General features: G+C 34.7%; 11 protein-coding genes and 4 tRNA genes. 9 read left to right on the top strand and 6 right to left on the bottom strand.

The genetic code is table 11. The annotated features are described in order from the left end of the window. Positions 1 to 86 precede the first annotated feature (86 nt). From pyrC to BTA34_RS10020, 4 genes are all read right to left on the bottom strand, one after another. On the bottom strand, positions 87 to 1,139 hold the full coding sequence (gene pyrC / locus BTA34_RS10035) for a dihydroorotase (protein ID WP_151435506.1): 1,053 nt from the start codon (positions 1,137 to 1,139) through the stop codon (positions 87 to 89). 198 nt (positions 1,140 to 1,337) lie between these two features. Further along, positions 1,338 to 1,413, bottom strand: a tRNA-Asn gene (locus tag BTA34_RS10030). Positions 1,414 to 1,734: 321 nt separating this feature from the next. Further along, positions 1,735 to 1,810, bottom strand: a tRNA-Asn gene (locus BTA34_RS10025). Between the two features lie 365 nt (positions 1,811 to 2,175). Next, positions 2,176 to 2,251: transfer RNA gene (locus BTA34_RS10020), tRNA-Asn, on the bottom strand. 296 nt (positions 2,252 to 2,547) lie between these two features. Between BTA34_RS10020 and BTA34_RS10015 the strand changes: the two genes are divergently transcribed. Together BTA34_RS10015 and BTA34_RS10010 are read left to right on the top strand one after the other, a co-directional pair. Further along, positions 2,548 to 3,489 (top strand): AraC family transcriptional regulator, encoded by a 942-nt coding sequence (locus BTA34_RS10015; protein WP_265576059.1) that lies wholly within the window; start codon positions 2,548 to 2,550, stop codon positions 3,487 to 3,489. A 90-nt stretch (positions 3,490 to 3,579) separates the two neighbouring features. Further along, positions 3,580 to 4,173, top strand: a complete 594-nt coding sequence (locus BTA34_RS10010; protein ID WP_151435505.1) for an NAD(P)H-dependent oxidoreductase — start codon at positions 3,580 to 3,582, stop codon at positions 4,171 to 4,173. Between the two features lie 158 nt (positions 4,174 to 4,331). Here the strand turns inward: BTA34_RS10010 and BTA34_RS10005 are convergent. Further along, positions 4,332 to 4,407 (bottom strand) — tRNA-Asn (locus tag BTA34_RS10005). Between the two features lie 177 nt (positions 4,408 to 4,584). Continuing rightward, complete coding sequence (locus BTA34_RS10000) at positions 4,585 to 5,091, bottom strand: YlaC family protein (RefSeq protein ID WP_151435504.1); 507 nt, start codon at positions 5,089 to 5,091, stop codon at positions 4,585 to 4,587. Between the two features lie 455 nt (positions 5,092 to 5,546). Here BTA34_RS10000 and cspE point away from each other — a divergent pair, with 455 nt between their 5' ends. The 7 genes from cspE (at position 5,547) to motB (ending at position 13,906) form a co-directional block, all read left to right on the top strand. Beyond that, positions 5,547 to 5,759: a transcription antiterminator/RNA stability regulator CspE gene (gene cspE / locus BTA34_RS09995; RefSeq protein ID WP_004243573.1), complete on the top strand. Its 213-nt coding sequence runs from the start codon at positions 5,547 to 5,549 to the stop codon at positions 5,757 to 5,759. A 110-nt stretch (positions 5,760 to 5,869) separates the two neighbouring features. Then, the gene (dsrB, locus tag BTA34_RS09990) at positions 5,870 to 6,064 is read left to right on the top strand and encodes a protein DsrB (RefSeq protein WP_151435503.1); all 195 of its coding nucleotides are present in this window, start codon (positions 5,870 to 5,872) and stop codon (positions 6,062 to 6,064) included. 403 nt (positions 6,065 to 6,467) lie between these two features. Beyond that, positions 6,468 to 7,166, top strand: a complete 699-nt coding sequence (locus BTA34_RS09985; RefSeq protein WP_151435502.1) for an MgtC family protein — start codon at positions 6,468 to 6,470, stop codon at positions 7,164 to 7,166. 3,728 nt (positions 7,167 to 10,894) lie between these two features. Further along, the gene (gene flhD / locus BTA34_RS09980) at positions 10,895 to 11,245 is read left to right on the top strand and encodes a flagellar transcriptional regulator FlhD (protein WP_151435501.1); all 351 of its coding nucleotides are present in this window, start codon (positions 10,895 to 10,897) and stop codon (positions 11,243 to 11,245) included. A 2-nt stretch (positions 11,246 to 11,247) separates the two neighbouring features. Further along, on the top strand, positions 11,248 to 11,829 hold the full coding sequence (gene flhC, locus BTA34_RS09975; protein ID WP_006533207.1) for a flagellar transcriptional regulator FlhC: 582 nt from the start codon (positions 11,248 to 11,250) through the stop codon (positions 11,827 to 11,829). Between the two features lie 134 nt (positions 11,830 to 11,963). Further along, complete coding sequence (gene motA / locus BTA34_RS09970) at positions 11,964 to 12,857, top strand: flagellar motor stator protein MotA (protein ID WP_151435500.1); 894 nt, start codon at positions 11,964 to 11,966, stop codon at positions 12,855 to 12,857. A 2-nt stretch (positions 12,858 to 12,859) separates the two neighbouring features. Beyond that, the gene (motB, locus tag BTA34_RS09965; RefSeq protein WP_151435499.1) at positions 12,860 to 13,906 is read left to right on the top strand and encodes a flagellar motor protein MotB; all 1,047 of its coding nucleotides are present in this window, start codon (positions 12,860 to 12,862) and stop codon (positions 13,904 to 13,906) included.

Genomic DNA, 13,906 nt, shown 5'->3' with positions numbered 1-13,906 from the left:
TGCTGGCTCTGATAACAGAGTAATGCACCATTAACAGTCGAACAAATGTTATATGGTGCATTTTAGATAAATATCAAGGGGAAGGATTAATCGACAGTGATATCCCAATGAATATTTTCATTTGCTAAGAAAGGAATAAGCGCTTCATTACCACACAGGATTTGTGCTGGCGCCTCAACCGTTTTTTCCGTTAATGTGATTGTTCCTTCATTAACGGGTAAGCCATAAAAGCGAGGGCCATTTAGAGAACAGAAGGCTTCAAAGTGTTGTAATGCATTGAGTTCTTTAAATACGGTTGCGTAGGCTGCTAGTGCAGTTGGTGCATTAAATACTCCAGCACAACCACAAGATGATTCTTTGCGATGTTGTAAGTGAGGTGCGGAATCCGTACCTAAGAAAAAGCGAGAGTTTCCTGATGCAACCGCTTCTCTTAGTGCTTCTTGGTGAACGTTGCGTTTAAGAATAGGTAAGCAATATAGGTGAGGTTTAACGCCACCAACCAACATATGATTGCGGTTAAACATCAAATGTTGCGGAGTAATAGTGGCACCAAGAAATTCATTTCCTTCTAATACATACTGAGCGGCTTCTTTAGTTGTAATATGTTCAAAAACAATTTTTAGCTCAGGAAATTGCTTGCGTACAGGAGACATAACGCTATCAATGAAACGTGCTTCTCTATCAAAAATATCGATGCTTGAAGCGGTTACTTCGCCGTGGATAAGCAATGGCATGCCGATTTTTTCCATCACACTTAAGATAGGATAAATCTTTGTGATATCTGATACACCATGGCTTGAGTTAGTTGTTGCATTCGCAGGATAAAGTTTACAAGCGGTAAAAACACCTTGTAAGAAACCTTGTTCTACTTCTGAAGGCAATGTGCTATCGGTTAAATAGCAAGTCATTAACGGTTCGAAGTTATCACCGGCAGGAATAGCCGCTTTGATGCGATCACGATAAGTGCGAGCAGCTTCAATCGTTGTGACAGGTGGAACAAGATTTGGCATGACAATAGCTCTGCCAAAATAGCGACTGGTATAAGGAACAACAGTTTTTAGCATGTCATCATCACGAAAGTGAACATGCCAATCATCAGGACGGCGAATAGTGAGGGTGATAGGTTGTGCAGTGGTCATATACCGGCTCCGTGTGTCTTAGGAAAATCGAAAGATCAAGGATTGGATTGGACTAGATAGTCAAGCCGGAAACGAATGCTAATACGAAAACGATTAAATAGCTACCATTTAATCGCATTTTTTTATTATGTGTTTGGAATTTTGTAAGGTAAAACAGAGAATAAAATCAAAAGGTTACGAGGGTGACACAAAAAGAAATGGCTCCTCCAACTGGACTCGAACCAGTGACATACGGATTAACAGTCCGCCGTTCTACCGACTGAACTATGGAGGAACAACATTAAGTGGCGTGTATCATATAGTGGGTGATTTGATATGTCAAAGGACAATCGACAATATTTGTTTAAATGCATAGATAAACAACACATTGTGCGTTTCTAAAACAGATAATCTAATAATGACATAATGAGCGCGTTTAAATGGCTATTTTTTTCACACTGAAAATTGAAAATAAAGATAAAAAATAAAGAGATAACGTATTTGAGGCAATGCAGACTTTGAAAAATAAAATGGATAGAAAAAGGAGAAAGCTTTGATAATAGAGAAGGTGGAAAGCAAAAAGCCCGCACTGTAATAGCGCGGGCTTTTCTAAATTTGGCTCCTCCAACTGGACTCGAACCAGTGACATACGGATTAACAGTCCGCCGTTCTACCGACTGAACTATGGAGGAAGCGAGTTCTCGTGAGAACGAGACGGATAATAGCGAGGGTGATGAACTTTGTAAAGTAAAAAAAGTGAAATAATAGTTTAAGTGGTTAAAAAATAACTAATTTATGGTTTTTAAATCAAATAAGGTCGTTTTGAGTTTAAAAAATAGTCAGTAGAGTGATGCTGATTGAAACAGTCTTATAAACAGGCATTCTTTTATTGATGATTTTGAGTTAACACGAAATAGAAACTGAATAGAAATAGCAGATATATAAGATGAATATGTAGAGGATACAAAGGGCATAAACAAGAAAATAGAGGGATAAAAATAACTGGTGAGTAGAAAGCAAAAAGCCCGCACTGTAATAGCGCGGGCTTTTCTAAATTTGGCTCCTCCAACTGGACTTGAACCAGTGACATACGGATTAACAGTCCGCCGTTCTACCGACTGAACTATGGAGGAAGCGAGTTCTCGTGAGAACGAGGCGAATAATAGCGATCCTCGCTCACCTTGTAAAGTAAAAAAATGAAAAAAATAACTGTTTGCTCAAGAGTGCATCATATTGTTTCTTTTTTGATAAAAGTGTATAAAAAATAAATGGTTATCAGTAGAAATAATATTCGAAATTACATTTCTACTCGCTGAAATGAGTCTTACATGAGAAAGAAAAGATAAAGTATTTTTTTAAAAGAAAGTTTTTCATACTGTTTAGTAATACAATCTGACAAATTCAAAGACTAATTAAAGATCCCGAGACGATGGATACGACGAACTTATCATCCCCGATGATATTAGAGTTTGAGCAATTTAAAAAAACACTTCTTCTATATACAAAAGATAAAGAAGGGGGATGGGATACTGCAGTTTCTGGTTTAGCGTTATGTCGATATACCTCTATTACAGAGTCAGAAGGCTGGGTGTATGAACCCAGTTTGGCTATTGCTGCACAAGGTGCAAAGCGGATAACGATAGGGTTAGAAACGAATTGCTATCGCCCTATGAATATGCTTCTAACCTCATCAGAAATACCAACCTTTGCTAAAGTTTGTGAAGCTTCAAAAGAAACGCCTTTTTTAGCAATATTGCTAAAATTAGACCTCGCTCTATTACCTGAACTGCTAGCTGAAAATAAGTTTGAATTACTACAACAAAATAATGAGATCCGCGCTCAACAAATTGTTCAAGCAACCGCGCCAATCTTACAAGCCGTAACAAGGCTTATAAAACTAATAGATACACCAGAAGATGCGCCTTTTATTGCACCTTTGATCCAAAAAGAGATCCTTTATTACTTATTACGATCGAATGATGGTGCGCGTCAGCAACTATTAGCATCACAACATCCTCAGTGTCGGCAAATTAGCCATGCCCTGGATTGGATTAAACAACATTATCGCGAAATAATTCGGATTGAAGATCTTACAACGTTGGTGGGTATGAGCGCCTCTTCATTTCATTTTCACTTTAAAAACCGAACTGGCATGACACCGTTGCAATATCAAAAATGGCTACGACTGAATGAAGCAAGAAGGATCATGCTGATTGAAATGAGTGACGTTTCTGAAGCCGCATTTATTGTCGGCTATGAAAGCCCCTCACAGTTTAGCCGTGAATATCAGCGATTATTTGGCTTATCACCCTTAAAAGATATTCAACGATTAAAAGTATCGGGATCAGAAAGAGTATCTTTGGATTATTAGGCAAGAATAATGGAGAAATGAGTTAAGGCAGTAATAGATAATTGCGTTACAGTCATCTTATTAACGATGAGTATGCAAAGGAGTTTAGAAGTGACTAATGTTTTTATTATTAATGCTGCAAAAGAGTTTGATGGATCTAAAGGAAAACTCAACGACCATTTAACGCAAGTTGCCACAGAATTGTTGTCTTCGCATCAGATAAATGTGCAATCAACACGAATTGATGATGGTTATGATAATAACGAAGAAGTTGAAAAATATTTATGGGCCGATGTCATTATTTATCAAATGCCAGCATGGTGGATGGAAGGTCCTTGGATCTTAAAAAAATACGTTGATGATGTATTTAGTGCTGGGTATGGCAAAATGTATATTGATGATGGCCGTACACGAAAAGATCCTTCGAAAAAATATGGTTCGGGTGGATTATTACAAGGTAAAAAGTATCTTCTTTCTGTAACTTGGAATGCACCTTTTGGCGCTTTTGAAGAACAAGAACAGTTTTTTGAAGGAAAAGGAATTGATGCTGTCTATTTTCCATTCCATAAAGCGAATCAATTTTTAGGTATGGAAGGATTAAAAACTTTCGGAATGTTTGATGTGGTGAAACAACCGCAAATTGAACAAGACGTTGAAGCGTATAAAAAACACCTAAAACGAGAAATTATTGGAATAGCAGATTAGGTATTTATCATGCCAGCTATAAATTAGCTATCTATTAATCAATCAAGATAACGATCCAGATTGGATTTAGGTCGCTGATTTAGGTGATAGCTAATTTAGATAATAAGAACGCAGAAAGCAAAAAGCCCGCACTGTAATAGCGCGGGCTTTTCTAAATTTGGCTCCTCCAACTGGACTTGAACCAGTGACATACGGATTAACAGTCCGCCGTTCTACCGACTGAACTATGGAGGAAGTGAGTTCTCGTGAGAACGAGGCGCATAATAACGATGATATATCAGAGTGTCAACGTTAAAAGTGGATTAAACATCTGTTTGGTTGGTTTATCAACAAAGTGGCTAAATAATAGAAGTTATTCTCTGTATAATAGCAGTTATTCTCCGTGTTTTTATATGTCACACGGAGAATCAATTAAATTTGAGGGGATAATTGCGATGCTGAAATTGATTGTTGAACAGGATCAAATGCCATCAAGTACACATCGTAAAAATGAATTTCTTGTTTTTTACTAATAATCTCGCGAATGTCTTCTTTTATTTGTTCGGATATTGCCGGGTGCTGGTGGATCTCATTTATGGCTTCATCAGAAAGTTTTTCAAAGGTATACCATTCACCGTTATAGCAAACTCTCAAATCGAGAACGCCAATATCTTCAAATTTATAAGTAGGCTTTATATCAAATAACAAGATACCAGCCATCACTAAGAACATCACAGTAAAGAGCACGAGCGAGATAACACCAAAATAAGGTGAATAAATTAATAACGCAGCGAGCAATATATAAGAAAGAACCATACTGATACATAACCAGATATGGTTTTTTAAAAACTGACTATTAAAATGTGGTTTCCCGTCTCTTTTTTCTGCTTTATTGATCCGGTCTAAATCACGCTCTAAGATTTCTTTTAATACATTCATTGTAAATACCTTAAGAGATGAATGTTGCAAACTTGTTTCTTATTACTAGATTATCACGGGGACAAGATAAGCGGGTAGAACAGTTTTTTTTAATTCTGGCATTAACTGTTATTGTTAGGTGACTAAGAATATTCTTAGTCATTGTTAATAATAGAGATAAAATATCAAATAAATTTTATGCACAGTGATAAAAATAGAGGAAGAATTGTATTTTTAATGTGCAATTCGCATTTTTTTAATCTTTAGACGCATAAAACTATTGCTATTAAACTTGTCTCATGCGTTAATGAGTAAGGCCTCAATACAGACCTGATTTATGATTGACATTCTAAGTTAATGAGTTTTAAACAGCATCGCTTTTTGACCGTTTTCTTCATGTGTGCCCATAAGTTATAGGTAGTTCAGGCCAGTAGATGCCGAGAAGGCAACGTTTTATTGATATATAGGAAAGTCACATGTCTGACAAAATGAAAGGTCAAGTTAAGTGGTTCAACGAGTCTAAAGGCTTTGGTTTTATTACTCCAGCAGACGGAAGCAAAGACGTATTCGTTCACTTTTCTGCCATTCAAGGTAACGGTTTCAAAACTCTGGCTGAAGGTCAGAACGTAGAATTCACAATTGAAAACGGTGCAAAAGGTCCAGCAGCTGCTAACGTAACAGCTCTGTAATTTAAAGCCTTTTAAAAATTTTCTTCAAGCCTGTCACCTTATGGTGGCAGGCTTTTTCTTTATGGGTAAAATAAAGAAAAAGAGAATGATAATATTTATCAGGAGAGAAAATGCAGGTTAATGATAACGTTGTTGTGAAAACTGATGGTATTGCCGATCGTGAAGGAACTATCCTACTTGTCGAAGAATTTAATGAAGGCATAATGTATTTAGTATCACTCCCTGAATATCCAAATGGAATTTGGTTTTTTAATGAAAAAGAGGGCGGAGAAGGGACATTTGTTAGACCAATACAGCAAAAGTGACTGACGTTTAGGTACGGTTCATTTACATTTTCAAATCAGCTACTTATACTTTTGCCAAATTTCAGTTAGGAGAAAACACTGTGGAGACACAAAGTTGTAGGTTAATGATAACCCCATTAATCGAGAATAATTTTATTCAAAATAACAGGTAAGCTGTTTTCTTCACTAAAACTGCTTACCATTTTGGTGGGCAGTGCATTGTAATATTCCTTTCTTATATATTCCTATTATGCACTTACCCAAATGATTTCCCTTATGCTTCTAAAATAAGAAGGGTAATTTTATGTGCTACATTTTTTTCTCTCTATTTCCTCCACCTAAGGCGATGAATTAATTTCAACACTCTGAATTATCAGAGCAAAATTTTCATATCAATTTTAATCATCATGTAGAGGAAATAAACATGACGATGACGCCTTATATTTTAAATCTCGTGATTGCAATGTGTCTTGGTGCTTTGATTGGTGCCGAGCGTCAATGGCGACAAAGAATGGCCGGTTTAAGAACAAATGCTTTAGTTGCAACTGGTGCGGCTGTTTTTATTTTAAGTTCAATAGAAACTTCGCCAGATAGCCCTGGTCGGATTGCGGCTCAAGTTGTTTCAGGTATTGGGTTTCTTGGTGCAGGTGTGATCATGCGTGAAGGAATGAATATACGGGGGCTTAATACAGCTGCCACGCTTTGGTGTTCAGCAGGAATTGGCGTGTTATGTGGCTTAGGTTTATATCAATTGGCAACCATAGCAACAGTTCTTATTCTTTGTGCGAATATCTTACTGCGAGAGGCTGCTCAGCGGATAAACGCGCAACCACAACATCAAGCAATAGATATAGAGCAACGCTACTCAATACGAATTATTTGTCATGAAGAAGATGAAGTTTTAGTGAGAACACTTATTTTGCAAGCCATCAATGGATTACACGTTCGATTACAGTCTTTAAGCAGTGCTGATACATTGATGCCTAGCCAGTTGGAAGTTTGTGCTGAATTACTGGCAACACCTGTCGAGCAAAAAGAGATAGAAGCGATTGTTTGCAGAGTAAGTTTAGAAAAGAGTGTCAGTGCAATTAATTGGAAGATAGCGGCAGAGCATCCCGCTTGATGGATCTTTTCAAGATACTATCTTTCTACTTAAGACGCCCTATATTAAATGTAGGGCGTTTTTTTGTCGTATAAAGACCGAGATAGATATCCAATTATAAAGTTATTTCAAAAAGGAATATGAATATTGATAAAAGTTATAAAGAATATAACTTTGCAATTTGTAAGTAATAGAGCTGCCATATTTCAAGCTGTTGTGTCGTCGATTATGCTTATTCATCCCAGTCACATATTTTTGTTTGTTCTTCGTAAACCATTCACTTTTGCCTATCCAAGCCTCAAGTTATTAAGAGCTTTAGCATAAGGCTTAATTCTAAAACTCATTTCTCTGATGTGAATAATGAGATCTTAGCCATAAGTTACGTATTATTACTGATATATAGAAATAAAGTATTTTGTTTGTGTAATTATTATTTTTGTAACTATTACTTCATGGAATAAAAAGTAGAAAAATGAACTTAAAAAAACTAATTAAAATACACAGTAGGGGGGGAATATATTCATTTTCGTTTTAATAAAAACAAACATTTTTACCTAAATTGATTCATGTCCAATTATTTGTATTGTGGTTAACCCGTATATCATGAGTTATGAATGAAAAAAGTTGAACAGAGTTTAGGTATATTTGATGCGCTCTCTCATCTTTATTGATTGCTCGTTCTAGGCTGATTTGATTTATCTTTGTTTATTTTGTTTTTAATAAATAGAAAAAGCTAAAATCAAGTAAGCGATTGCTACCCTTGGTTTACTTATTAAATGAGGTACTTAGGAGTATTGTAGGACAAAAAATCGTTATTAAGGGGCTTAATGCAGTATAGAATTTGGGGTGAAAATAGATGTTTTCCATTGATTATATTGAATTTTTTTTTAATACCTAAATTATACTCTCAAATTATTTCAATGTATTTGGTGAAAATTTTATCAATATTTTCTATCGTATTTAATTTAAGTATGATTTTTTGAGTAATGTTTTTAATTTAATCAAATTAGACCATTCAAAAAATGGGGGAAAATTCAGGAAAACGGTGAGTTTAGACCTCTACAGTAAAGCTGATGAATTGCGGCGGTATGTTGTTTGTAATCACTAATCAATTATGAATGAAAATCTTTTGAAAAATTGTAGGATTTTTTGTAAAGGTCATGTAGAGAAAATGATACCAATAAGTAATCTTATAATAAGAGTAGAAAAATCACACCACTCTTTCCATTCAATAAAATAATAATTTCAAAATTATCTTGTTTACAACTTTGTCAAGGACGTAAATCTTACTTATTACAGAAAGAGAATTATCTTAGTGTGAAATAGATGTGTCATTAGTATTTGCTGTAAAAATATATATAAAAGATAATTGTGGTACTGACCTTTTTCGATTTACTAAAAAAGATAAAAACAACGATAAGAGGAACTTTAATTTAAAAAATTGCTGGTATAAAAGGGTGAACAATCATTTCATGTTTGCTTACTAAAAACGATGTAACTCATTTCAATAGAACTGAAAGCAATGCATAAAGTATTTGCATTCACGACATGAATAATCTCAATTATTACTTTTGAAAAATACGGTTACAATATTTTTCAAAACCTTTCTTTTCCAAAAATTTAGAACAGTTTGGGTGTATAGAATACTAAGCTCTGTTATTGGTTTTTAAGACTAATCTAATAAATGAGATATAAGCCTTGATTATTTAGATACACCAATATTTTTATTAGGTTTTGATAGAGAGGAAAAGTCTTTTTAAACGCAAAATTACTCATAAAAAGGGTAACAAAATGAGTAAAATTAGTGATTAGAATAGAGAAATATTTAGAGATATATTTTAGCGCTTTAAGTAAAGATATACCGATATATAAATCTTTATACTCTGCTAAGCCCATCCACATCAACTTTTGTTAAGTAATGACGCTATTACGAAGTCAGCACTTTTGGCTCTGTAATGTCTTGATACTTGTGCTAGCTAGGTTGAAAAAAAGAGGTTAACTACACGATAAGAGAGAAAGTGAAACAATGCTCATCATTGGTAAGAGCAAAACCAATTGCTGTTAGGGGTTGTTTTGGGGCTAAAAGGTAACATTTGATATTTTTTAGTTCGCACTAATGCTAATAGAATAGTCAATGAGATGTTATTTTGATCATATTTGTTTTTCTGTCTTTACATTGAAAAAGTTGATGTATACAAGTGTTAACTTCAGGTTGTCATATTTGCCATTACCGCCGTTTATTGTGTTGAGATAATGTTGATAACAGGAAAAACAGAATTTATATTCTGCATTATTATTTTATGAATTAATCACTTTATATTGGAGATCTTGGGATCTTTTTTTATGAAATTGAAATTTATATTTCATAAAATGTCTTTTTTTTATAAAAAAAGAGGTGTATTTATATAAGACATAAATTATAAATCTGCTTTTTTTCTTTATATTTTTTTACTGGGTATTATATTGTTAATTAATTGTCGATTATTTTATTAATATATATTTATATAAGGATAAAAATAATCGGATTTTAATTTAATTTTTTACACTAATAAATTATGGCTTTATTTTATAAAAAAACGCTTGTTTTTTTAAATTTAACTTAAGTTAAATGATGTATTATTTTTATATTCTATTTTGAATCGATAATTAAATAACAGGTTTTTTCATTTAATTAAATAAAAAAATACTCTTCTATTTTTATATTAAAGTTGTGGCAATTTAAAATTTATTTTGTTCATAAAATACACTGTAATTCATAAATAAAACTTACTTATGTGTGGGTATTATTTCTATGTGATTAATTTACAACCAAGAAAACACTTATTAAGAGTTCTGTAATTTAAGTGTTAAATAGCGCTTAATAATCATTAGTTAAATTGTATTGTTACGGTTGAAACTTTAATAATGTGGAAATAAATATTCAATGATTTAAGGGTGAAGATGCATAACTAAGAATTTAATTTTATATGACTTATCGTCCTGCTTAATAAATGTATTGAATTATCGTATTGATTTTAAAGAATAATTTCTGTTGCAAAATAATAAAAAAATTTAGGATAACTATAAATAATTAGAATTGATTATTTTTCAAACAAATTGTAAATAAAAAGTGATCATTTCTGAAGGTTTACGTAAATGACGAAAAAAATAATATCTATAGAAATATTTATTAAATTTGGGAGCCTTGTTTAGATAAAGATGAGGAGGAGATATATCAATATATGTTACTGTGATCAAAAAAATCTACAATTGCGGATTTGTCAAATTTTTATGCTGTATTTTTAGGTTTATAAGTTTAATAGATCGTATAAAATAAAAAATTATCATTAATATTTTAATTTGGGTAGATTAGCTTATTAATTTACACCAAGTTTTATTACTTTTATCACTTGAATAGTTAATGAACTAATTCCATAATAATGATTATCTTTTTGTGATGTGACTCACATAGTATTTAAATTAGACTACTTTATCCGTTGAATAACTTAATCGTTAGGGAGTAAAGTTGTGGCGTTAGGATTATTCTTAACGAGCTATATTGGCGAGCATTTAAAGTTTACTTTTAATTTAAATGTTTTTTTCGCTACTTTTGAAAATGACCGTAACTAAGTAATACAAGGTAGTGTTACTACGAGTCATGTTCATAAAATGGGGCCTGGAAATTTAATATTACATTTATATTAATTTCCTCGGGATCTTTCATTAGAGAGATCCTCTTTGTTCAATATAATCGGACGGGATGTAAAGAGATGAGTACGGTTGAATTGCTTAAGCATATTTATGACATAAATTTATCGTATTTGCTTTTAGCGCAAAGGTTAATTAACCAAGAAAAGGCTTCCGCAATGTTTCGGCTTGGGATTAGTGACGCAATGGCGGATGCGCTAGCAGAGCTTACATTGCCTCAATTGGTTAAGTTGGCTGAAACAAACCAACTAATCTGTAATTTCCGGTTTGAAGACAGCGAAACAATAGAACAACTCACTAAAGAATCTAGAGTGGATGATTTACAACAAATTCATACTGGCATTCTTCTTTCTTCTAACTTGTTTCGTCAGTTATCGGAACAAGACACTAATGCGACAAAGAAACGGGCATAACAATGAGTGAGAAAAGTATCGTCCGAGAAGCGAAAGATATTCGCTTAGCAATGGAATTAATCACCTTGGGTGCCCGCTTACAAATGCTTGAAAGTGAAACTCAATTAAGTCGGGGGCGTTTAATTAAATTATACAAAGAATTAAGAGGTAGCCCCCCTCCAAAAGGAATGCTGCCATTTTCAACGGATTGGTTTATGACATGGGAACAAAATATCCATTCTTCAATGTTTTATAACGCTTATCGCTTTTTATTAAAAAATGGCGGTTGTGTTGGTGTTGAGGCTGTTGTTAAAGCTTATCGTTTATATTTAGAACAATGTCCACCTGTTAAAGATCAAGAACCTATTTTAGCACTAACAAGAGCATGGACATTAGTACGCTTTGTTGAAAGTGGCATGTTGCAACTTTCCGTTTGTACCAAATGTAATGGTTCATTTATTACACACGCACACCAGCCAGCTAGTAATTATGTTTGTAGTCTTTGCCAGCCACCTTCTCGCGCAATAAAAAAACGTAAACTTTCCGCCAATCCTGCCGATATTAACTTACAACTGTTGGATGGTCTTGAACAGTTTGCAATGTGATTCGAGATTGAAAGTTAAATATCAGGTTATAGAGTTTAGTTATCTATAACCTGAGCCGTTTCCTCTCCCCCTCCTATCTCTTGCTGCTATGTTCGCCATTCTCTCTATAACGAAATTAGCTAAAGGGATATCGCGTGTTAGTACTCTTAGGATATATCGTGGTTATGAGCGCCGTCATCGGGGGATATCTTCTCGTCGGTGGTAGTTTAGGCGCCTTGTACCAGCCAGCCGAATTTATAATCATCTTTGGTGCCGGTGTCGGTGCTTTTATTGTAGGTAATAATGGTAGAGCAATTGTATCAACAATGAAGATCCTACCGAAGTTGCTTCGTAGTACAAATTACAATAAAGCGATGTACATGGATTTAATGGCACTGATGTTTCGTTTATTGTCAAAAGCACGTCAGAACGGGATGTTGGCATTAGAGAGAGATATCGAAAACCCACAACAAAGTGACATTTTTTCTCAATATCCTCGCATTATGAAAGATGCTTATATGCTCAGTTTTATTACTGACTATATGCGTTTGATGGTGACAGGGAATATGAACCCTTATGAAATTGAATCTCTGATGGATGAAGAGATTGCAACTTTTGAGGAAGAGAGCGAAGTCCCTGCAACAGGTTTATCAGCAATGGGGGATTCACTCCCTGCATTTGGTATCGTTGCCGCTGTTATGGGTGTTGTTAATGCGCTAGGTGCTGCGGATAGACCAGCCGGTGAAATGGGCGTATTAATTGGACATGCAATGGTTGGTACTTTCTTAGGTATTTTATTAGCTTATGGCTTTATTTCACCATTAGCTTCTAGACTCAGACAGCGCTCTAGTCAGCAAATGAAAATGATGGAGTGCATTAAAACAACATTGTTATCTAGCATGAACGGATATGCACCACAGATAGCGGTTGAATTTGGACGTAAAACCCTCTTTCTGGCAGACAGACCTTCTTTTATTGAATTGGAAGAACATGTACGTCAGGTACGGACACCAATGCAGGCAAATCCTGATGCAATGAAAGAAGAGTAATTATGAAGAGTAATTCACAGATCATTCGAGTTAAAAAGCGAGGGAGAAAGCAACATAACGCTCACGGTGGTGCATGGAAGATAGCTTATGCTGACTTTATGACTGCAATGATGGCTTTCTTTCTTGTCATGTGGTTACTTTCAATCTCTAGTCCACAAGAATTAACTCGTGTAGCCGAATATTTTCGTACGCCATTAAAAGTCGCGATTGAAAAAGGGCGATTTAGTGGGGATGCAACCAATCCTATTCCTGGAGGAGGGCGTGATCCTGTCTATAACGAAGGTGATATTTTGCCAAAAGGCCAGGAAGATAAACAGCTCAATGAAAAGCAACAATTTCGCCGATTAAAAGAAAATTTAGAGCAAGTTATTTTAAACGATCCTCGGTTAAAAGATCTGAAACCTCATTTATTAATAGACATGATGGATGAAGGGTTACGAATTCAGATTATAGATAAAGAAAGCAGACCTATGTTTAGGGTCGGTAGTGCCACCGTTGAACCTTATATGAAGGATATTTTGACGGCAATAGCACCTATTTTAAATGACACGCCATACAAAATCAGTTTATCGGGTCATACCGATGATATTCCTTATGCAAGTGGCGCTTTTAAATATAGTAACTGGGAACTATCAACGGATCGTGCGAATGCCTCTCGTCGAGAATTAATTGGTGCAGGATTGAGTGAATGGAAAGTGTTGCGTGTTGTAGGTATGGCATCAACAGTTCATTTAGTTAAAGAGGATGGTTTTGCACCTGCTAACCGACGGATCAGTATTTTGGTCTTAACGAAGCAAGCAGAACAAAAAATTGTACAAGAAAATGAGCGGGTTGCACCGACAGTAACAGGGGCTTCAGAAATTGAACCTCTACTTTCAGGGCAAGAAACCCCACAAGAAAAAGCAGGAAACACACAGACGGGTTCGTCTGTGTCTTCTGCATCTGAGCTTCCCGAATCAAAAAAGGAAAATGTTGAAACAGGAGTTTCTGGGGAAAGTTTGCCATCACAATCGACAAATATTACGACAAAGCAGGGAATTGCCCCCTAA

The sequence above is a fragment of the Proteus sp. CD3 genome (assembly GCF_008808075.1).
In the GTDB taxonomy this organism is placed as follows: domain Bacteria; phylum Pseudomonadota; class Gammaproteobacteria; order Enterobacterales; family Enterobacteriaceae; genus Proteus; species Proteus appendicitidis.
Note: the sequence above shows the minus strand (reverse complement) of the source record. Positions and strands in the feature narration are given on the sequence as shown.

Excerpts from the sequence above, each read along its gene's own strand:
- BTA34_RS10015 (WP_265576059.1), top strand. The coding sequence starts at position 2,548 with ATGGATACGACGAACTTATCATCCCCGATGATATTAGAGTTTGAGCAA.
- flhC (WP_006533207.1), top strand. The coding sequence starts at position 11,248 with ATGAGTGAGAAAAGTATCGTCCGAGAAGCGAAAGATATTCGCTTAGCA.
- cspE (WP_004243573.1), top strand. The coding sequence starts at position 5,547 with ATGTCTGACAAAATGAAAGGTCAAGTTAAGTGGTTCAACGAGTCTAAA.
- pyrC (WP_151435506.1), bottom strand. The coding sequence starts at position 1,139 with ATGACCACTGCACAACCTATCACCCTCACTATTCGCCGTCCTGATGAT.
- BTA34_RS10000 (WP_151435504.1), bottom strand. The coding sequence starts at position 5,091 with ATGAATGTATTAAAAGAAATCTTAGAGCGTGATTTAGACCGGATCAAT.
- motB (WP_151435499.1), top strand. The coding sequence starts at position 12,860 with ATGAAGAGTAATTCACAGATCATTCGAGTTAAAAAGCGAGGGAGAAAG.
- BTA34_RS09985 (WP_151435502.1), top strand. The coding sequence starts at position 6,468 with ATGACGATGACGCCTTATATTTTAAATCTCGTGATTGCAATGTGTCTT.
- dsrB (WP_151435503.1), top strand. The coding sequence starts at position 5,870 with ATGCAGGTTAATGATAACGTTGTTGTGAAAACTGATGGTATTGCCGAT.
- flhD (WP_151435501.1), top strand. The coding sequence starts at position 10,895 with ATGAGTACGGTTGAATTGCTTAAGCATATTTATGACATAAATTTATCG.